Below are 20,276 nucleotides of genomic sequence, written 5' to 3'. Positions count from 1 at the left end.
TGCCCCTTCCCGTTCCATGACGTGTCATTAAGATATGTGCGTGTCAACCAGAGGCGGGGGCGGGGCATTCCAGGGTCCGGCGGGTGGGCGGGGGCAGGGCGATCCGCGTTGGCTCGACCCGCGTGAGCAGCAGGCCTGGCGCCGTTACCTGCTGATGGCGAGCCAGCTGTCCGCGCGGATGGGCCGCGAGCTCACCGCGGATGCCGGGATCTCGCTGGCCGACTACGACATCCTGGTCCACCTGAGCGAGGCGCCGGGTGGCAGCCTGCGAGTGACCCGGCTCGCCCGGGAACTGTCCTGGGAGCAGAGCCGCCTGTCCCATCAGGTGGCGCGGATGACCCGGCGCGGGCTGGTCGCCCGCGAGGAGTGCGCCGAGGACGGCCGCGGGGCCCTCGTCGTGCTGACCGCGCAGGGCCGTGCCGTGATCGAGCGCGCTGCCCCCGCCCACGTCGCCTTCGTCCGCGCGCGGGTGTTCGACGCCCTCACCGACGCGCAGGTCGACGCCCTCGAGGCGATCGCGACCGCCGTCCTCGACAGCCTCGCCGCCGACGGGCACCCGCCCGCCGCCGACTGAGCCCTACGAGGCCAACCGCTCGCGTGTGCCGTGGCCCGCGTCCGCGGGTTCGGCCTCGCTGCCGGGCTGCTTGATCTCGGCCCACACGTCGTCGAGGGAGAGCTCGAGGACATCGGCGATCGCCGCGATGGTCGGGAAGGCGGGGGTGGCCACGCGACCGGACTCGATCTTTCGAAGGGTCTCTGGTGAGACGCCTGCGTCCAGTGCGGTGTCGAGTATCGAGCGCTCGCCCCTGGCTCGGCGTAGGAGGGCGCCGAGGCGCTTCCCACGCTCGACCTCTGCGGGGGTGAGCGGCAACCTGACCATGGTTCCGATTATAGTACCGGTATAATATGGCCGGGATAATTATTGGTAGTGCGAGAGGGGTGCCCCATGATCGAGATCCTGAGCCCCGCCAAAGTGGCTCGAGCAAAGGACGCGGGCGCCCTCGTCGCCGACATTCTGCAGACGCTGAGAAGCCGTAGCGCGGTCGGCACGAGCCTCCTGGACATCGATCGGTGGACCAAGGTCATGATCGCGGAGGCGGGAGCGCAGTCCTGCTATGTCGACTACGCGCCGTCCTTCGGGCGCGGGCCGTTCGGCCACTACATCTGCACGGCTGTCAACGACGCCGTGCTCCACGGGCTTCCCCACGACTACTCGCTTGCCGACGGCGACCTGCTGACACTCGACCTCGCCGTGTCCAGGGACGGAGTCGCCGCCGACTCCGCCATCAGCTTCATCGTGGGCGAGTCGAAGCCCCCGGAGAGCGTGGCGATGATCGACGCGACCGAACGCGCGCTGAGCGCGGGGATCGCCGCCGCCGGGCCCGGGGCTCGCATCGGCGACATCTCCCATGCCATCGGCTCCGTCCTGCGCGAGGCGGGGTACCCGATCAACACCGACTTCGGAGGCCATGGCATCGGATCGACGATGCACCAGGACCCGCACGTCGCCAACACCGGGCGGCCCGGCCGTGGATACAGGCTGCGCCCCGGGCTGCTGCTCGCGCTGGAGCCGTGGGTCATGGCGGACACCGCGGAGCTCGTCACCGACGCCGACGGCTGGACCCTGCGCAGTGCGACAGGCTGCCGGACAGCACACAGCGAGCACACGATCGCCATCACCGACGACGGAGCCGACATCCTCACCCTGCCGACGGGGGTGCACGCCTGAGATCGGCGGCGCTCCGTGCGCGGGGCAGGCCCGATGTCTCCATCCCGCATGCGTCGCCACGAGTTCCATCACGCCACTCACCGTCGTGCTGACCTGGGCGTTCCCGGTGGGTGCGGTGGGTGCGGTGGCGGTGGTGGGTGCCCGCAGCTCGTACCCCGCCATGGCCTCGGTCGCGTTCAGGAAGACGACGGGCCCGACCCGCGCGACGACGAGACCATCGGCGCCACCGATGCCGCGGATTCCTCCGCCCGCGCCCAGGCAGGCCCGCACCGCGGCGTCGACCGACGTCCTCGCTGCGGCCACGTCGGCTGGTCCCGGTGGCACCGGGTTGACCAGGGGTGTGGCCGCGATCCGGGCAACGTCGTCCGCCCGGCCGCCGCCGACGCTGAGGACGAGACCGGGACCGGGGCTCCACCGCAGCGAGTAGGACGGGTGGCCGTCGATCTCGGTACGCAGGAGGACGGCGTCGTGAGCTCCGACAGTGGCCGGCTGTACGGCCTCCCACCCGGCGGCCGGTGCCATCACGGCCTCCGCGGCCAGGTCGACGGACGGGCCGCGCCGAACAGCGATCCCGTAGGTGGCCGGTGCGGCGTCGCCGGAGCGGTCGATCACGGGAACGGCGGCCTGCTCGGTGGCGGCGTAGACCACCCGGACCTCGAAATGGTCCCGCCGCGGGCCTCGGCTGTTCCGGAAGTACTCGCCCTCGCGGGTCTCCCGGTGAAAGCCCGCCGGAATCCACCCGACGTCCACACCCCAGATCTGGTCCAGGGCGTTGCGGGCAGCTTCGGGGTGGCTTCCCGCTTCGCGGGCGGAGCGGTGCTGCGTCACCATGACCGTGCTGGCGGCCAGAACGACGGCCAGTGCCGCGGTGACGGCGACGATCGTTGGCAGTCCCCAGTGCCGGTAGGTGCTGGGGACGAAGGTGGCATCCGCCATCCACATCCCTCCCAGCCGCCGCCGGCGATGTCCCGAGATGAGGTCGCCGGAGGAGCGGTCACCTGTAAAGAGCCCAGCGGTGGGAGTTCGGTTGACATTCGAGCGTAGGAAAAGCGAGATGTCCGCGGTCAGCGTGGAGCCGCGGGTCAGAACCTGCGTGGGCTTCCCGCCGTCGGGTCGCGCCGGGCGGGCCGGGCGGGCCGGTCGCCGCCGGCGGTGCGTCCCGGCGTCTCGGGCCGGATGCCGATCCCGACGATGTGGGCGAGCGCTCCCTGCGCGGCCGGGCTCGCGGCGACCCGCCGGACCATTGCCGGTGCCGGCGGCGGGGTGGCGGCTCGCAGCACCGGGCCGAGGAAGGCGCGCTGGGCGGCGCGCTGCATCAGCTGGGTGAGGACCGTGGGTGCCGTCCGTCGGCGCTGCACCGCGGCGAGCTGGCCGGGCGTCGGCGTCGACCCGTCCGCGCGGCCGGCCAGCAGTGGCCCGGCGAGCAGGCGCGCCGCCGCGACCGCGTCCTGGATGGCCAGGTTGATGCCCACGCCGCCGATGGGGCTCATGGCGTGGGCTGCGTCGCCGATGAGCAGGGCGCCGGGCGCGTGCCAGCGCCGGGCCCGGTCGACCTGGACGGTGAGCAGCCGGACGTCCGCCCAGCTCTCGATCTCACCGACCCGGTCGGTGAACACCGGCGCGATCTCGGTGACCCGGCGGCGCAGCGCGGCGAGGCCGTCGGCCCGCACCGCGCCGTAGCCCCCCTTGGGGATCAGAAAGGCCACCTGCCAGTAGCTGCCCCGGTCGATCCGGATGAGCAGCTGGCCCGCGCCGACGAGGCCACCGAGCCCGTCCCCGTCGGCCGGGCGCCGGGAGAGGCGGAACCAGAGGACGTCCATGGGGGCGCCGAACCGCCGGGTCCGCAGGCCGAGCTGCGCACGGACGACGGAGCCGCGGCCGTCGGCGCCGATCGTCAGCCGGGCCCGCACGGTCTCCGGGCCGTCGGGTCCGCGTGCCTCGACGCCCGCGACCCGCGCCCCGTCCCGGAGCAGCCCGGTCACCTCACGGCCGCGCAGGAGGGTGAAGGTGGGCAGCTTGGCGCCAGCGCGGGCCAGCATCTCCAGCAGGTCCCACTGCGGCACGAAGTACAGGTACGGATGATCGCCGCGCAGCCGGGTGAAGTCGGCGACCTGGAACGTCCCGTCGGCGAACGTGAACCGCAGGCTGGTCACCCGCCGCCCCGGCAGCGCCCGGGTGGCGTCGCCCAGGCCGATCCGGTCGAGCAGCGTCAACGTGGACGGATGCACCGTGTCGCCGCGGAAGTCGCGCAGGAAGTCGTCGTGCTTCTCCAGTACGCAGGTGCGCAGGCCGCCACGGGCGAGCAGCAGGCCGGCCATGATCCCGGCCGGCCCGCCGCCGACGACACACACCTCCGCGGTGTGGCGGTTCCCGCCGCCGCTGGCTTCGTCCCCCGTCATGCGGACTGCCTACCCGCCCAGCCCCGCCCGAGTCGCTGCCGGCGCGGCGGGTGCAGCCGGTGGGTGAGCCGGTCGGGTGGGTGAGCCGGTCGGGCGCCGCCGGGCGTCAGGACCTGGCGCGGTAGCGGACCTGGGCCTCGGTGTAGCTCGCGAGGCCCCAGGGGCCGTTCTCCACGCCGATGCCGCTCCACTTGGAACCGCCGAAGGGCTGGTGCGGCCCGAGGGCGACATGGGCGTTCACCCAGGCGGTGCCGCACTCGAGGCGGTCGGCGACCGCGCCGGCGCGGTCGGGGTCGGCGGACCAGACCGAGCCGGACAGCCCGAAACTGGTCGCGTTCGCCCGGCTGACCGCCTCGTCGACATCCCGGTAGGACAGGACGGGCAGCGCCGGGCCGAACTGCTCCTCGTCGACGATCCGGCTGCCCTCGGTGGCGCCGACGAGCACGGTCGGCTGGTAGAAGAACCCGGGCCCCTCGACGGGGGCGCCGCCGGTGGCGGCCTTCGCCCCACCGGCGATCGCGTCGGCGACGAGCCCGCCGACCCGTTCGAACTGGGGCCGGTTCTGGATGGGGCCGAGCTCGGTGCCGGGCTCCATGCCGTCGCCGAGCTTCGCCGCCGCGGCGCGGGCCGCGAGTGCCTCGACGACGTCGTCGTGCAGCGCCTCGGGAACATAAAGACGCTTGATCGCCGAGCAGATCTGGCCGCTGTTGTCGAAGGCGCCCAGGAAGATCTTCTCGGTCACCGCGGCCGGGTCGACGTCGTCGAGCAGGATCGCGGCGTCGTTGCCGCCGAGCTCCAGGGTGACCCGCTTGAGGTCCGGGGCGGCGGCCGCGGCGATGTGCTTGCCCGTCGGCACCGATCCGGTAAAGCTGATCTTGCGCGGGACCGGGTGGGATGTCATCCACCGGCCCAGTTCGTCGCCGCCGGAGACCACGTTGAGCACACCGGGCGGGAGGGCCTCGGCGAGGACCTCGGCCAGCAGCAGCGTGCTGCGCGGCGTGTAGGGCGAGGGCTTGAGGACCATCGTGTTGCCGGCGAGCAGCGCGGGGCCGATCTTCCAGCTCGCCAGCATGACGGGGAAGTTCCACGGTGTGATCGCGGCCACGACGCCCATCGGGCGGTGGACCACCTCGGCGAACGCGCGGTCGTCGTCCTGGATGACCTCACGCGGCAGCTCGAGCCGGGAGAAGTACTTCAGCCAGTAGCTCGCGCCGCGCACCTCCATCGTCGCCGCGGCGAGCGGCTTGCCCTGCTCGGCGACCAGGACCGGGGCGATGCGGTCCGCCGCAGCCCGCACCAGCGCCGAGGCCTGGGCCAGGGCGGCGCGCCGGGCGGCCTCGTCCCGGCTCCAGGTGGTGCCGGCGAAGGCCCTGGCCGCCGCGTCGAAGGCCGCGTCGAGCTGGTCACGGGAGCAGTCCGGCGCCTGCGCGTGCACCGCGCCCGTCGCCGGGTTCACCACCGCGAACGTCGTGGGAGCGGTGCGGCGCTCCCCATCAATGATCATCGAGACGTCGGTCATCGTGCCCCTTCGCGTCCGTGCTGGGCGTGACATGTCTCTGAACGGGTGTTTAATGCCAGAGGAGTCGGAGTGTCAAGGTTCCCACGATCGGCGCCGTGGCGGCCCGGTCCGGATCCGGCCGACCCACGGCCGCGGGAGCGACGGAGGGCACCCGGAACGCCCCTCCGCCCAGTCTGGCCAGCGCCTTGATCCGCTGGGTGCGGTCATGCGCGGCGCGGCGTTCTCCGCTAGACATAGCGACATTCTCAGTTAGACATAGAGGGGTACACCTGGCGCGCGGGGCACACCGTGGCCGGGTACGCCATCACCCACCAGGAGGATGCGGGATGCTGACGCTCAAGGCCGCGGGCCTGCTCGACGTCGACACGGGCGAGATCACCCGGCCCGGCGTGCTGAAGATCGAGGGCGATCGGATCGTCGGCCTCGGCGGCCAGCCCGAGGGCGAGGTGATGGACCTCGGCGACCTGATCCTGATGCCCGGGATGATGGACATGGAGCTCAACCTGCTGATGGGCGGGCCCGGCGAGCACCACCTGACCGGGCAGATGCGCGACGACCCGCCGCTGCGGATGATGCGCGCCACCCAGAACGCCCGCCGCACCCTGCGGGCCGGCTTCACCACGGTGCGCAACCTCGGTCTGTTCTGCAAGACCAGCGGCTACCTGCTGGACGTCGCGCTGATGAAGGCGATCGACGCGGGCTGGATCGACGGCCCGCGGATCGTCCCGGCCGGCCACGCGATCACGCCGACCGGTGGGCACCTCGACCCGACGATGTTCGGCGCGTTCGCCCCGCACGTGCTGAAGCTGACCGTCGAGGAGGGCCTGGCCAACGGGGTCGACGAGGTCCGCAAGGCGGTCCGTTACCAGATCAAGCACGGGGCGCAGGTCATCAAGATGTGCGGCTCCGGCGGGGCGATGACCAACACCGGGTCCTCCGGCGCGCGGCACTACTCCGACGCCGAGGTGACGGCGATCACGGACGAGGCACACCGGCGGGGGCTGCGGGTGGCGGCACACACCCACGGCTCGGTCGCGGTGCGGCAGATGGTCGAGTGCGGTGTCGACTGCATCGAGCACGCCTTCATGATCGACGATGACACGATCAACCTGCTGGTCAAGAACGGCGTCTGGGTGGTCGCCACCCAGGCACTGATCGACGACATGCCGGTCCTGAGCAGCGCCGAGCCGGAGATCCAGGCGAAGGCCGCGCTCATCTTCCCCCAGGCGAAGGCCTCGATCCGCAACGCGATCGAGGCCGGCGTCAAGATCGCGGTCGGCAGCGACGCGCCGGCGATCCCGCACGGCAAGAACGCGCTCGAGCTGGTCGCGCTCGTCGACCGGGGGATGACGCCGCTGCAGGCGATCCAGGCCGCGACGATCGTCGGCGCCGACCTGATCGACGTCACCGACCGGGGCCGCCTCGGCGAGGGCCTGCTCGCCGACGTGATCGGGGTGCGGGGCAACCCGCTCGAGGACATCCGGGTCCTGCAGCGGGTGCCGTTCGTCATGAAGGGCGGCAAGCAGTTCATCTACTGAGCTGCCGCTGATCCGGCCGGCCCGGTGATCTGCCCGCGCCGCGGCAGCGGCGGCGCGGGGATCAGGTCCCGCGGGGACGGATCAGGTCTGCAGTGAGATCTGCGGCGGTATGCCGCCGTCGGGGCCGTCGCCGCGCGGCCCGGTCCCACCCGGGGTGCGGGCGAAACGGGCCACCGAGGCCGCGGCGATCGCCACCACCACCGCGCTGTCGACGGTCTCCTCCGCGACCAGCCGGGCGGTGAGTTCGTCCAGCGCCGGGCGGTGCATGCGCAGCAGGTCGATGGCGCGGGCCTCGGCCTCGCGGAGCAACCGGGCCACCTCGGCGTCGATCGTTCGCTGCGTCTGCTCCGAGTAGGGACGGGCCACCGGCGCGTCGCCACCGAGGTACCCGGGCCCATCGGGCCCATCGGGGGCGTACCCGACCGGGCCGATCTCCTCGGACAGGCCGAACTCGCGCACCATCCGGGTGGCGAGGCCGGTCGCCCCGGCCAGGTCGTTCGACGCACCGGTCGAGCCGTGGCCGAGGATCACCAGCTCGGCCGCCCGACCACCGAGGCGGACGGCCAGGCTGTCCCTGAGGTGGTTCTCGGTGTGAAGGTGCCGCTCCGCCGCGGGTAAGTGCTGGGTGCCGAGCGCCATGCCGGCGGGCAGCGCCATGCCGGCGGGCAGGATGGTCACCTTCGCCACCGGGTCGGTGCTCTCGCACAGGGCCGCGACCAGCGCGTGGCCGGATTCGTGCACCGCCACGGACTGCTTCTCGGCCGGCAGCAGCGCGTTCGGCGCGTCGCGGCGGTCGAGCAGGATGCGGCCGCGGGCGGTGTCGAGGTCGGCGGCGCTGACGGTGGACCGCCCGGCCCGGGCCGCGTTGAGCGCGGCCTCGTTCACCAGGTTCCCCAGGTCCGCGCCGGAGAAGCCAGGGGTGGCCCGGGCGACCCGGGGGAGGTCGACGTCCTCGGCGAGGTGTCCGCCGCGGGTGTGGGCGGCGAGGATCGCGGCCCGCTCCGCCTGGGCGGGCAGCGGCATGGTGACCCGGCGGTCGAGACGGCCCGCCCGCAGCAGCGCCCGGTCGAGGGCCTCGGGGCGGCTCGTCGTGGCGAGCACGACCACGCCGGTGCTGGCCTCCAGCCCGTCCATCTCGGCGAGGAGCTGGTCGAGCACCTGCCCGCGCTCGTCGGGGGAGCCGTCGCCCCCGTCGCCGCCGCGCCGCGCGTCGATCTCGTCGATCTCGTCGATCTCGTCGATCTCGTCGATCTCGTCGATGAAGACGATGGACGGTGCCCGCCGGCGCGCCTCGGCGAACAGGTTCCGCAGCCGGGAGACACGGCCGCCGACGGACATCGCGGCGAACCCGGAGCCGGCGATGGACAGGAACGGCACCCCGGCCTCACCGGCGACCGCACGGGCCAGCAGGGTCTTGCCCGTACCCGCCGGGCCGACCATGAGCACACCGCGCGGCCCGCGCGCACCGACCGCCCGGTACTGGTCGGGGTTGCGCAGGACGTCGACGACCTCGCCGATCTCCTGCTTCGCGCCCTCGTGGCCGGCGACGTCGGCGAGGCGGGTCTCCGGCCGCATGACGTCGGTGGCCTTTGCCCGGGAGCGGCCGAACAGGCCGAACAGGCCGCGCGGGCGGAGCGGGCCGCCGCCGGCCAGCTGGCGCCGGGGCAGCCGGCCGGACCACACGAAGAAACCGAGAAGCAGCAGCAGTGGCAGGAAGCTCAGCCCGACCGACAGGAAGGAGCTACCCGCCCGCGTCGCGGTGATCTCGACCCGGTGGGCGGCGAGCCGGCTCGCCAGCGCCGCGGTGTCCAGCGCGGTCGGGATGCGCGTGGTGAAGCGATTCCCGTCGGTGAGCGTGCCCTCGACCCCGCCCTGGTCGTCGACCGTGACCGAGCGGACCTGGCCACCGTCGACCCGGGTGGCGAACTCGGAGTACGGCAGTGCGCCGGGCTGACTGGCGACCAGGGCCGGACCGAACAACAGCGCCACCGTGACGAGGGCCCCGAGCGGGATCAGGAACCGGCGCCAGCCGGGCATCGGCGGCGGCGCGGGCTTCGGCGGGGTGTCCTCCGGTGGACCGGACCTCGCCGGAGCCGAGGCCTGATCGCTGTTGATGACAACTCGGGAGATCACCGGTCCTCCTGACTGCCGCCGGTTGCCCGGGGCGAAGCACCGACACCGCGCTGGTACCAGGCGCCGCCCACGTCGCGATGCACCGTGTCACGGTGACCGCGGGTAGGCAGCCTTCCTGCCCCTATGCCCGGCTATCGCCCTCTCACCCGTGTTGTTCCTGTTCCCTCGCCCGGACCCGGGCCGCCACCTCCGGCCGGCGCAGCGGCGGCACCGTGCCGGGCGGCTGGCGGCGCTCGGGCAGCTCGCCCAGCAGGCGGCGCACGCTGGCGGCGACCTCCGCCACCGCGGCCTCGAACGCGCCGGCCGCCGCGGGCGGTGGCTGGCGGAGCCCACTGACCTTGCGGACGAACTGCCGGGCGGCAGCCTCGACCTCGTCGTCGGTCGCGGGCGGCTGCAGCCCGCGCAGCTCGGTGATGTTGCGGCACATGCGTCCACGGTAGGCGCCCGGTCCGACAGGACCGGTTCCGGCGCGGGCGGTGGTCCGGGCGCCCGTGGGGCGGTTCCGCCCGTCAGAGCGCGACGTCGCCGCGGATGCAGGTCACCGTGTCGCCGCCGACCCACACCGTCCCGTCCGCGTCGCGGGAGAGCCGCACCTGCCCCTCGCGGCCGAGGACCGTGCCCTGCCGCGCCGTGTAGGCGTCCTGCGCGCCGCCGGTGTCGAACAGCCAGGTCGCGAGGGAGGCGTTCAGGCTGCCGGTCACCGGGTCCTCGACCGTCGCGATCTGGGGGGTGAACGCCCGTACCTCGAAGGCGGCCGCCGCTCCGGGCGGGTGCGGCCCGATCACCCCGACAGCGAGATCGACGGCTCCCGGGCGCAGCGCCAGCACCGCGTCGGCCGAGTCCAGCAGGACCGCCACCCAGCCGGGCCCGTTGTCCACCCACTGGGCGGCGACGATGTCGGTGGGGGCCAGCCGGAGCACCTCGGCGAGGTGCAGCAGCAGCTCGGCGTCCGCCGGTTCGTAGCGCAGCAGCGGCGGCGCGGCGAAGGCCAGCCCCGACGGCTCGTCGCGGCGCACGGTGATCAGGCCGGCGTCGCACTCCTGGACGATCCGTCGACCGTCACGGGGCAGCCCACCCGTGGCGAGCCAGGCGTGGCAGGTGCCCAGCGTCGGATGGCCGGCGAACGGCAGCTCGGCGGTCGGGGTGAAGATGCGGACCCGGTAGTCGGCGGCCGGAGTCGTCGGCGGCAGGACGAAGGTCGTCTCGGAGAGGTTCGTCCAGGCCGCGAACCGCCGCATCGACGCGGTCGACAACCCGTCGGCGTCCAGGACGACCGCGACCGGGTTGCCGAGGTAGGGCCGGGCGGTGAAGACGTCGACCTGCTGGAAGGCGCGCCGCATGCCGGGTCAGGAACCCTGCGGGAGCTGGCTGTACCGCTCGCGGTACCGGCTGGCCCGGTAGACCCCGAGAATGCGGTAGTCGGCGAAGAAGGCGAGCTCGGCGAACGCCCGCTCGACCGCGGGATCCTCCGGGCTGCCCTCGACATCGGCGAGGAACTGTGTCGCGACGAACTCGCCGCTGATCATGCAGCTTTCCAGTTTCGTCATGTTGACGCCGTTCGTGGCGAAGCCGCCCAGCGCCTTGTAGAGCGCCGCCGGCATGTTCCGCACCTTGAACACGAGGGTGGTGACGATCGGCCCGACGCCGGACGCGGCGCGCAGCCGCTCGTTGGAGAGGATCAGGAAGCGGGTGGTGTTGTGCTCCTCGTCCTCAAGGTCGGCGTGCAGCACCCGCAGGCCGTACTCCTCGGCGGCCAGCCTGGAGGCGACCGCGGCCTTCGTCACGTCACCCCACTCGGCCACCTCGCGCGCGCTGCCGGCGGTGTCCGCCGCGGGAACCGCGGTGAGCCCGAGCCCACGGATCGCGTTCCGGCACTGCGCCAGCGCCTGCGGGTGGCTGTGCACCGTCTTGAGGTCGTCCATGGTCGCCTGCGGCAGGCCGAGAAGCTGGTGGCGTACCGGCAGGAAGTACTCGCCGATGATGTGCACGGCCGAGTTCGGCAGCAGATGGTGGATGTCGGCCACCCGCCCGGCGGTCGAGTTCTCCACCGGGATCATCGCCAGCCCGACGGTGCCGTCCTCCAGCGCGGTGAAGCATTCCTCGAAGGTCCGGAACGGCACGGCCTCGAAATCCGGGTAGACGTCGCGGCAGGCGATGTGGGAGTTCGCCCCCGGCTCGCCCTGATATGCGATCTTCTGACGCCCGGTCATCGCGGCTTCCTGCCTTCGGTCGGTTCTCGTCGGGCGGTCCTCCCGCCGCCCCCGACGGTACCGGGCCGCGCACCGGCGCCCGGCGGCCCCGAAGCCGGCCCGGGGCTCGAGGCCGGCTCAGGCGGGGTGGGCAGCCTCGAACGCCTCGACGATCTCCCGGGGGATACGGCCGCGGTCGCCCACCTCGTAGCCGTTACGCCGGGCCCAGACCCGGATTCTGCCCGCGTCGCGGCCGGCAGGGCCGCTGCCCGTGCCGCCTCCCTCCGCCGGCACGGGCGGCGCCAGGGCGGCGGGCCCGGCTGACACCGGGCCGCCGGTCGCGGCCCGGATCTGCTCCGGCGGGCGCGCGGCGGCGAGCGCGTTCGCACCCGGCAGATAGGTGATCGTGACGAGGCTCTCACCGGACGGCGGGTCGTCGCGGAGCTGGTCGACCACCGTCCGGGCCAGGTCGGTGAGGTGCTCGTGATGGGTCAGCAGGACGATCTGCCAGCGCGGGGCGAACTCGGCCAGCACCCGCAGCGCTGCCTGCGCCCGCTCGTCGTCGAAGGTCATCAGGATGTCGTCCAGGACGACCGGCAGCGTCGGTTCGCCGCGGTCGACCCGCTCCTGCTGGAGCTGGTCGATGGCTGCCAGACGCAGGGCCAGGAAGACCTGGTCGGCCGTCCCCTCGGACAGTTCGCCCGGCCCGAGCTCCTGCTCGTCCGAGCGGACGACCCGCAGCGTCCGGGCGCCGTCCCCGCGGTCGACGGCCCGCAGCGCCACATACCGGCCGCCGGTGAGCCGTTCGAGCAGACGACCGGCGTCCGCGAGCAGCGGGGAGGCGTGGCGGCGCTCGTACGCCTCCAGCTCGCGGCCGAGGGTCTCGTGCTGGATCCGGGCGATGAGGTAACGCTCGGCTGTCTCGGCGACCAGGGCCAGTGACTCCTGGGCCCGCGCGTGCAGCTCCCCGGCGCTCGCGCCGCCCTCCAGGTCGCGCAGGTGCTTCTCGACCGTGCCGACCGACGTCCAGGCGTCCTTGTCGGCGGCAGCCGCCCGCTCGTGGTCGTCGCGGGCGCGGGCGAGGTCCGCCTCGAGATCGGCGTCCGTCCGCCCCGCCAGTTCGGAGACAAGATCGTCGGGCTCGTCGGCGGGCGCCGTGGCGCGCAGGAGGACGTCGACGGAGGCCAGTTCGACGGCGACGGCCGCGAGGTCGCGGTGGCGGGCCGCCGCGTCGGCGAGGGCCTGGCCTGGCGCCAGCACCACCTGGGCGCCCAGCGCGTCGAGCCGGGCCGCGGCATCGTCCCGAGCCCGGGCGGCCTCGTCGGCGCGGGTGGCCAGCCCGGCGACGGCCTGGTCGATCTCGGCGGCCCGGGCCTGGTCCTGCGCGCTGGCCCGGAACCGGGAGCTGAGCTGGTCGACCAGCGCGGCCAGCGCCTCGGCCCCGCGGTCCGGATGCAGGCCCTGGCGGGCGGCGAGGCCGATGACCTCGGCGGCGAACTCGTCGTAGCGCCCGGCGGCCTGCGCGGAGTCGCGCAGCGCCCGCTGCGCCTGGTCGTGCAGGGTGGAGGCCTCGGCGAGCACGGCGCGCCGCTCCGTCCAGCCCCGTGGGTCGGTGACGTCGGCCAGCCCGGCCCGCCGGACGAGGACACGCCACTCCTCCTCGGCGCCGCGCAGCTCCTCCCGGCGTTTCTCCCGGTCCCGCTCCTTCTCCTCGACGACCCGCCCGAGGTGCAGTGCGGCAGCCCGCTGTTCCCGGGCCCGGTCGTCCTCCGCGAGTACGGCGGCCGCCGCCCCGAGCAGGCTGTCCAGGTCCGCGGCGGGCGCCGGCGCGCCGACCTGGGCGAGTGCCTCGGCGAGCGCGACCGACTGGGCCCGTGCCTGGTCACCCAGCCCGGCGAGGCGCTCCTGCGCGGCGAGCAGGTCCGCGTGCGCGCGGTGGGCCTCCTCCGCTGCCTGCTGGACGTCGTCGACGTCCTCCCGGTCCGGAACGGCGAGGGCGGCACCGGCCCAGAGGCCCTCCCAGCCGGCTCGTGTCTCGTCGGCCCGGTCGGCCGCGGCTGCGGTCGCGGTCAGTGCGGCCGCCACCCGGTCGCGGGCGACTTCGGCCTCCCGACGCAGCCACGGTGCGGCGAGCGGCGGTCAGCGCCTCCTCGGCGCGGCGCAGCTCGTCAGAGACGTCGGTGATCGTGGCGGCGAGCGCGTCGACCTGGGCAGCGACGTCCCGCGGGACATGCAGATGATCGAGAAGTCCGGCGGTGTCCCGTTCGTCGTTCGGCCCGACCAGCCCCAGCAGGAGCGAGCGGGCCTGGTCCGACTGACGGCCCGCCCCGTCGGCCAGCTCGCGGGCCCGGCGGTCGTCGTCCAGCCGGGCGAGGCAGACGCGGTCGAGCCGGGTGATGGCGTCGCCCTCGGCGAGTATCCGCTCGTCGACCGTCAACGTGGCGCGGGTGGCCTCGCGGTCGTGTAGCTCGGCGGTCAGCCGGTCCAGCTCCGCCGTCGCCGCCGTGATCTTCTCAGTGCCCGTGTCGAAGGCCGCCGCCTGGTCGGCGGTGAGCGCGGGGCCGGCGGCCAGCAGCGCGGCCTGCCGCTCGCGCAGTTCCATGAGAGCGCGCACGTGCGCGGCGGCGCGCACCCGTTGCTCCAGGCGGTCGCGGTGCGCGGCGGCGGTCCGGGCCGCTCTGGCGGCCGCCTCGGCGTCGCGGTGGCGCAGCGCCAGCTCGCGGCGGGCATCCTCCACATGCGCCGCGCGGGTCATCGACGACGCCGCCTGCTCGGCGCGCTGCTCGTAGTCCGCCAGCGCGGTGCGCACCTTCACCGTCCGGCTGTTGCGGTGCGCCTTGTACAGGGCATCCATCTCGGCACCGAGCGCGTCGAGCAGACCGCGGACGGCCCGGCCGCTGCGCGCGGTGAAGACGAGCTCGGCGAGATCGCCGCTGCCCTCGAAGACACGGGCGCCGCCGTCGCGCAGCTCGGCGTGGGAGAGCCCGAACGCCCGGCGCCAGCGGCGGCGCTCCTCCGCGCCCCCGGCGCCCCAGGGGGAGGTGAACGCCGCGCCGTCCGCGACCGTCTGCAGGCCGGCGTTGCGCCGCCTGATCTCAAGCCGTGCCGTGCCGGCTGCCGGCCCCGTCGCCTCCGCCGACCCCGGCGACCCTGCCGCCTCCGCCGGGGGAGTCTCGGGCAGTTCGAGATCGGCGGTCAGGCTCAGCGCGCCCAGGCCGTAATGGAAGCTCTGGCGGGTGCCGCGGAAGGTCCACAGCAGGTCGGACAGGGCCTCGAGGGTGGTGGACTTGCCGGCCTCGTTCGCGCCGACGACCAGCGTCAGCCCGGAGCCGAACTCGATCCGCCGGTCCTCGAACGCGCCGTACCGCTCCAGGCCCAGGGCGCGGATCCGCATCAGGCGTCACCTCCGGCGAGCCTGGCGAGCAGGCCGGCGCCGGCCCGCTGGACGAGGTCGGCGCGCGTGTCGGGATCACCCAGGTCAAGCAGGCCGGCCCCGCGCAGCAGCCGTCCGACCTCACGGTCGAGTGGGGTGATCCACGGCGTGAGCTGGTCGGGTCGGGCGCCGAGTGCCTCGGTGGCGGCCCGCACCGCCGCGACCAGCTCCGGGTCGACGCCGCCGCCGGACGCCGGGTCGGTCACCCGGGCGGCGATCTTCTCCAGGCAGACCTGCATGCCGTCGGCGACGGTCCGCAGCTCCTCGCGCAGCCGCTCGGCGTCGGCGAGCTCGGCGGCGGCCCGCGACGTCCCGGTGAGCACCACCCGCGCGACCACGGGACGGTCACCGGCGGACGCCCGCGCCGCCCGCAGCTCCCGCCCCAGCAGCGTCAGCACGTCGTCGAGGCTGTCCGACCCGGTGACGTCCACCGCGATCCGTTCCCAGCGCGCGACGTCGCAGGGCACATGCTCGACCTGGGCCGGCCCGTCTCCGGTGATCTCGACGACGAGCGCGCCCTTCGGACCGGTCTCCCGCGGCGTGCGGCCCTGCAGGTTCCCGCTGAACGCGGCGACGTGCTCGCCGGCGGCGACCACGCGGTGCGTGTGGACGTGCCCGAGCGCGAAGTAGTCGTAGCCGGTGCTGGTGAGGTCGTCCGCCGAGCACGGAGCGTAGTTGTCGTGCCCCTCGGCCCCGTCGGCCGCCGTGTGCAGCAGGCCGACGTTGACCAGGCCCGGCCGGGCGTCGGGATAGCGGCGGACCAGGTTGTCGTGCACGGCGACGGTCGGGTAGCTCTGGCCGTGCACCGCCAGACCGAGGTCGGCCACCTCGCGGGTGCCCGCCTCGTCGGACGGGAACACGGTGACGTTCGGGGGGAGCGTCAGAGTACGGGTGATCTCGCTCTCGGCGTCGTGGTTGCCGGAGATCATGAACACCGGGACTTCCGCGTCCCGCAGCCGGCCCATCTGTTCGACGAAGAACCGCCCGGTCGCGTAGTCACGCCAGGTGCCGTCGTAGATGTCGCCGGCGAGCAGCAGCGCGTCCGCCCGCCGGGCGAGTGTCAGATCCACCAGGTTGGCCAGCGCCCGCCGGGTCGCCTGCCGGAGCAGGTGGGCGAGGTCGCTGTCGCCCAGCCGGGTCAGCCCGCGCAGCGGGCTGTCGAGATGGATGTCAGCGGCGTGAACGAGGCGCATCTTCCCTCGGGCGTCGGGAGGCCCCCGCGCAGCGGGTGATGCGCGGTTCCGGTCGAGTGGCACGGATCGCCGTCGGGCGCGACCCGCGGTCGGCCGCCAGCTCGATCAGCACGGCCGAACGTCCAGAACCTAGTACCGCAATCGGACATCTCGAACTGTCCACGCCGGACGAACGTCCGACATCGGGGAATCTCCGGGTCGTTGGCTGACCGGAGCGGCACGGGAGATGCGGTCCGTGCCGGCCGGACGCCGTGCTGTCAGCGTCCGGAGGTGGAACCCGAGCGGCGGGCGCGGGAACGGGTGCCCACGTCGACCTGCCGGGCCGGGCCCGCACCGGCGGCCACGTTCTCCAGATCCGCGGCGATGTTGGTCTTGATCAGCCCGACGGTCCGCTCGCGGTCGTTGGCGTCGAGTCCTTCGAGCAGGCTGTTGATCAGGCTCACTGTCATCCTCCGGGGAAGTCGTGTGATCGCGTGGCTCGTTTCCTCCTGCTTCCCGGGTGAATGCGTGTTAAGCATGCGAATTTCGTGACAACGTCGTTTGTGCAGGTCAGAGCCCCATACCCGCACATCCTGGCCAATCCGCCGGCGCTGTGCGGCAGCCGCGCGGGAGGCGCCCGGGTCAGTGGACGGGGGACAGCCCGCCGTCCAGGTTGATGCCGGTGCCGGAGATGTAGGCGGACCGCGGCGACAGCAGGAAGGCGACCAGATCGGCGAACTCCTGCGCGCGGCCGACCCGGCCGAGCGGGATGCCGGAGTTCCGGCCGAGATCGGCGTAGAGGTCGCCGACGCCGACGCCGAGATCGACCGCCCGCCGCTCCCACTGGTGGCTCTCCACCAGGCCGACGAGCACCGCGTTCACCCGGATGCCGTCCGGGCCCAGCTCCTTGGAGAGCGCCTTCGTCAGGGCCAGCCCGGCCGCCCGGGACACCGAGGTCGGTGTCGACCCCGAGCCGGGGGCCTTCCCCGCGATCGCGAGCGTGTTGACGACACTGCCGCCGCCCGCGGCCACCAGATGCGGCAGCACCAGGCGGGTCAGCCGGACGGCGCTGTGCACCTTGAGCTCGAGGTCCGTCTCCCAGACCTCGTCGGTCTGCGCCGCGAACGGGCCGGCGGCACTGCGCCCGGCGTTGTTCACCAGGCCGTCGACACGGCCCCAGCGGCCGACCGCGAGCCCGGTGAAGCGCTCCAGGTCGTCCGGGCGGGTCACGTCCGCGGCGACCGGGAGGAGGTTCGCCTCGTCGGCGCCGGCCTTCGTGAGCTCGGCGGCCAGCTGGTCGAGCCCGTCGGGTCGGCGGGCGCAGAACGCCACCCGCGCGCCCTCGGCCGCCAGCACGCGGACGAGGGCCGCGCCGAGGCCCTCGGACCCGCCGGTGACCAGCACGACCTGGCCCGCAAGTTCGAGATCCATGTTTTCCTCCGTTGTCCCACGGCCGGTCGCCGGCTGGTCCGGTCATCAGCATGCCGGGTGACGGAGCCGGGTGTCAGCGGGGGCGTCACCGGAAGTAGTCGACACCGGCTCCTGTCATCCGGCGGGGCAGGGAGTCGGGGTCGGTCTCCGGCGGCAGCAGGCGGACGCCGGCATGGAGCACCACCACTCCGGAGCGACCGACGAGAACCGGGTCGAGAAGCACCTCCGCCACCGCCGGCACCTCTTCGGCGAGCCTGGCCAGCCGGTGCAGCAGATCCTCCAGCGCGGCGACGTCGACCGGCGCGGTCCCGCCCCCGCTCCCACCGCCGACCAGCAGGACCGAGCCGCGGATGCCCCGCACGAGCTCGGCGGCGTCCCGGTCGGTCAGCGGCAGCGCCCGCGCCAGCGGGTCGACCAGCAGGTCGGCGACCGCCCCGCCGAGCCGGAGCGACAGCAACGGCCCGATCGCCGGGTCCTGGGTCATGCGGACCACAGTCGAGACACCGGCCGGGGCCATCGGCTGCACCAGCATGTCACCCGGCCCGACCGCCAGCCGGATCGTGCGCCACGCCTGGGCGAGCGCCCCCGGCCCGGCGAGCCCGAGACGCACCGCGCCAACGTCCAGCCGGCCACGGAACCGCTCGTCGGCGATCTTGAGGGCCACCGGCCAGCCGATCCGCTCGGCGGCGGCCCGCGCCTCCTGCTCGGACGTCACCCGCTCGCTCCGCCAGACCGCCAGGCCGGCGCCGGCGAGGACCTCGTCCACCCGCTCCGACGGCAGCCAGCTGCCGTCCATCGCCGCGCCCGCCAGCGCCGCGCGGCTGCGATCCAGGTCAAGCCGGTCGAGGGCGGGGACGGTGCCCTGCTCCCGGTCGCGCCACGCCGCGTGTTCGGCGGCGCGGGCGATTGCCCAGGCCGCCGACTCGGGGGAGGCGAACGAGGGGACCGAGCCGCGGCCGGGCGCTGCGGTGTCCCCGGCGGCCAGCGCGGCCGGAATCCCGTCGTGGCCGAGGAACGAGGCGGCCACCGGAACCCGGCCGGCGGCGGCCACCCCGCGCACGGCGCGGGCCAGCTCGTCCACGGCGGGATGCGGTGTGACCAGCACCAGGACGGCATCGACCTCAGCGGACCCGGCGACGGCCCGCAGCGCCCCCGCGAACCGCTCCGGGGCGGCCATGGCACCGAGGTCCACCGGGTTGGCCGGCTCCGGGCCGCTGCCGAGAACCTCCCCCAGCGCGGCGGCTGTCGCCGGGCCGAAGGCGGGGACCTCCAGCCCGGCCGTGTGGCAGGCGTCCACCGCGAGCGCCGCCAGCGCGCTGGACGTCCCGACGACACCGACGCGTCGCCCGACGGGCAGCGGCTGGGTGACCAGCAGCGCCGCCAGGTCGAACAGCTGCCCCAGCGTGCCGACGCGGATGACGCCGGCGCTGGTGAACAGGGCGTCCAGCGCCGGGTCGGCCGAGCGGCCGCCGCTCTTGAGCGCCACCACCGGCTTGCTCCGTCCCAGCCGCCGGGCGATCCGGGCGAACTTGCGCGGGTTGCCGAAGCTCTGCAGGTGCAGCAGGGCGACATCGGTGCGCGGATCCGACTGCCAGAACTGCAGGACGTCGTTGGCGGAGACATCCGAACGGTCCCCGGTCGAGACGAAGGTCGACAGCCCGATCGCCCGCCGTGCCGACTCGGTGAGGAACGTGCCGGCCAGCGCTCCCGACTGGGTGAACGCGCCGACCCGGCCCGCCGCCGGCTCACCGACGGCGAAGGTGGCGTGGAGCCGGACCGCCGGATCGGTGTTGATGACGCCCATCGCGTTCGGGCCGATCAGGCGCATCCCGGACACCCTGGCCAGCCGGGTCACCTCCGCGAGCCGCGCACGGCCCTCCGGGCCCGCCTCGGCGAAACCGGCAGACACGACGATCAGACTCCGGACGTCCTTCTCCGCGCAGGCGCGGACCGCGTCGACGACCTGTGGGGCGGGCACCGCGATCACCGCGAGGTCGACCGCGTCCGGGATCTCCCGCACATCGGGATAGGCATACACGGAGGCCACCTGCCGGGCCGCGGGGTTGACCGGATAGGCCGGACCATGGAAGTCGCTGGACAGCAGCCGGTGGAACACCTCGTGGCCGGCGGCGCCGGGTTCGCGGCTCGCGCCGAGCACCGCGACCGTCCGCGGCGCCAGCAGCCGGGCGATGCTCCGTGCCTCCGCCCGCTGCTCCAGCGCCCGCGACATCCCACGGGCACGCGGTGTCTGTGCCGTCGAGAACATCATCCGGACGGGCCCCGCGGTACCGGCGGTGTGGACGAAACCGGCCGCACGGAAGGCCTCCAGTGCCTGCGTGTTGTCCACCGGCAGGTCGGCGACCAGCTGGCGGACGCCCTGGTCGTGGGCTGCGGCGGTCAGGTGCTCGAGCAGCAGCGGCCCGAGGCCGCGCCGCCGGTGCGCCCGCTCCACGAGCAGGCCGACCCGGGCCTGGTCCGTCCCGGCGAGGCGTTCGTACTCGGCCACGCCGACCAGGCGTCCCCGCAGCAGGGCCACCACGGCAAGCCGGCCCGGATGGCCCTGGGCCGGGCCGTCGTCGGCCCAGGGCAGGCCTGCGCCCTCCGCCGCGGACAGGCCGGCGCGCAGCGCGGCGAGGTCGGCGAGGTCGGCATCCGACACCGGCCGGAGCTGCACGGTCGCACCGTCGGCGAGGACGGCGTCGGCCTCCCAGTCGTTCATTGCTCCTCCTGCCG

16 protein-coding genes are annotated in these 20,276 nt (G+C 74.2%); 3 read left to right on the top strand and 13 right to left on the bottom strand.

Features of this window, described 5'->3' with window-relative positions; all coding sequences use genetic code 11:
- Nucleotides 1-34 precede the first annotated feature (34 nt).
- Entirely contained in the window at nt 35-574 is a 540-nt protein-coding gene (locus tag AB1460_RS03390) for a MarR family winged helix-turn-helix transcriptional regulator (RefSeq protein ID WP_368959085.1), read from the top strand.
- A 3-nt stretch (nt 575-577) separates the two neighbouring features.
- Here AB1460_RS03390 and AB1460_RS03385 read toward each other — a convergent pair whose 3' ends face one another.
- Nucleotides 578-880 (bottom strand): helix-turn-helix domain-containing protein, encoded by a 303-nt coding sequence (locus tag AB1460_RS03385; RefSeq protein ID WP_368959083.1) that lies wholly within the window; start codon nt 878-880, stop codon nt 578-580.
- 66 nt (nt 881-946) lie between these two features.
- Here AB1460_RS03385 and map point away from each other — a divergent pair, with 66 nt between their 5' ends.
- The gene (gene map, locus AB1460_RS03380; protein WP_368959082.1) at nt 947-1,729 is read left to right on the top strand and encodes a type I methionyl aminopeptidase; all 783 of its coding nucleotides are present in this window, start codon (nt 947-949) and stop codon (nt 1,727-1,729) included.
- A 1,082-nt stretch (nt 1,730-2,811) separates the two neighbouring features.
- Here the strand turns inward: map and AB1460_RS03375 are convergent.
- Both AB1460_RS03375 and AB1460_RS03370 read right to left on the bottom strand, forming a co-directional pair.
- Nucleotides 2,812-4,128, bottom strand: coding sequence for an FAD-dependent oxidoreductase (locus tag AB1460_RS03375; RefSeq protein WP_368959081.1), 1,317 nt, complete (start codon nt 4,126-4,128; stop codon nt 2,812-2,814).
- Nucleotides 4,129-4,234: 106 nt separating this feature from the next.
- Nucleotides 4,235-5,647, bottom strand: a complete 1,413-nt coding sequence (locus AB1460_RS03370) for an aldehyde dehydrogenase family protein (protein WP_368959080.1) — start codon at nt 5,645-5,647, stop codon at nt 4,235-4,237.
- 326 nt (nt 5,648-5,973) lie between these two features.
- Between AB1460_RS03370 and AB1460_RS03365 the strand changes: the two genes are divergently transcribed.
- Nucleotides 5,974-7,185, top strand: a complete 1,212-nt coding sequence (locus AB1460_RS03365; protein ID WP_368959079.1) for a metal-dependent hydrolase family protein — start codon at nt 5,974-5,976, stop codon at nt 7,183-7,185.
- Nucleotides 7,186-7,266: 81 nt separating this feature from the next.
- Here AB1460_RS03365 and AB1460_RS03360 read toward each other — a convergent pair whose 3' ends face one another.
- The 10 genes from AB1460_RS03360 to AB1460_RS03315 form a co-directional block, all read right to left on the bottom strand.
- Nucleotides 7,267-9,318 (bottom strand): ATP-dependent metallopeptidase FtsH/Yme1/Tma family protein, encoded by a 2,052-nt coding sequence (locus tag AB1460_RS03360; protein WP_368959078.1) that lies wholly within the window; start codon nt 9,316-9,318, stop codon nt 7,267-7,269.
- Nucleotides 9,319-9,460: 142 nt separating this feature from the next.
- Nucleotides 9,461-9,745: a DUF2277 domain-containing protein gene (locus tag AB1460_RS03355; RefSeq protein ID WP_368959077.1), complete on the bottom strand. Its 285-nt coding sequence runs from the start codon at nt 9,743-9,745 to the stop codon at nt 9,461-9,463.
- Between the two features lie 82 nt (nt 9,746-9,827).
- Nucleotides 9,828-10,658, bottom strand: a complete 831-nt coding sequence (locus AB1460_RS03350) for a PhzF family phenazine biosynthesis protein (RefSeq protein WP_368959076.1) — start codon at nt 10,656-10,658, stop codon at nt 9,828-9,830.
- A 6-nt stretch (nt 10,659-10,664) separates the two neighbouring features.
- Nucleotides 10,665-11,528 carry a prephenate dehydratase gene (locus AB1460_RS03345; protein WP_368959075.1) on the bottom strand — a complete coding sequence of 288 codons (864 nt, stop codon included), beginning with the start codon at nt 11,526-11,528 and terminating at the stop codon, nt 10,665-10,667.
- 117 nt (nt 11,529-11,645) lie between these two features.
- Complete coding sequence (locus tag AB1460_RS03340; protein ID WP_368959163.1) at nt 11,646-12,080, bottom strand: Lsr2 dimerization domain-containing protein; 435 nt, start codon at nt 12,078-12,080, stop codon at nt 11,646-11,648.
- A gap of 1,309 nt (nt 12,081-13,389) precedes the next feature.
- A complete protein-coding gene (locus AB1460_RS03335; protein ID WP_368959073.1) occupies nt 13,390-14,901 on the bottom strand; it encodes an AAA family ATPase in 1,512 nt (503 codons plus the stop codon).
- Nucleotides 14,901-16,133 (bottom strand): metallophosphoesterase family protein, encoded by a 1,233-nt coding sequence (locus AB1460_RS03330; protein ID WP_368959072.1) that lies wholly within the window; start codon nt 16,131-16,133, stop codon nt 14,901-14,903. Before AB1460_RS03330 ends, AB1460_RS03335 begins: the two co-directional genes overlap by 1 nt.
- A 257-nt stretch (nt 16,134-16,390) precedes the next feature.
- Nucleotides 16,391-16,582 (bottom strand): hypothetical protein, encoded by a 192-nt coding sequence (locus AB1460_RS03325; RefSeq protein WP_321572567.1) that lies wholly within the window; start codon nt 16,580-16,582, stop codon nt 16,391-16,393.
- Between the two features lie 172 nt (nt 16,583-16,754).
- Nucleotides 16,755-17,543 (bottom strand): SDR family oxidoreductase, encoded by a 789-nt coding sequence (locus AB1460_RS03320; RefSeq protein ID WP_368959071.1) that lies wholly within the window; start codon nt 17,541-17,543, stop codon nt 16,755-16,757.
- 85 nt (nt 17,544-17,628) lie between these two features.
- Entirely contained in the window at nt 17,629-20,262 is a 2,634-nt protein-coding gene (locus AB1460_RS03315) for a GNAT family N-acetyltransferase (RefSeq protein ID WP_368959070.1), read from the bottom strand.
- Between the last annotated feature and the right edge of the window lie 14 nt (nt 20,263-20,276).

Origin of the sequence: Parafrankia sp. FMc2, assembly GCF_041008525.1 — a bacterium.
Taxonomy (GTDB): Bacteria; Actinomycetota; Actinomycetes; order Frankiales; family Frankiaceae; genus Parafrankia.
Note: the sequence above shows the minus strand (reverse complement) of the source record. Positions and strands in the feature narration are given on the sequence as shown.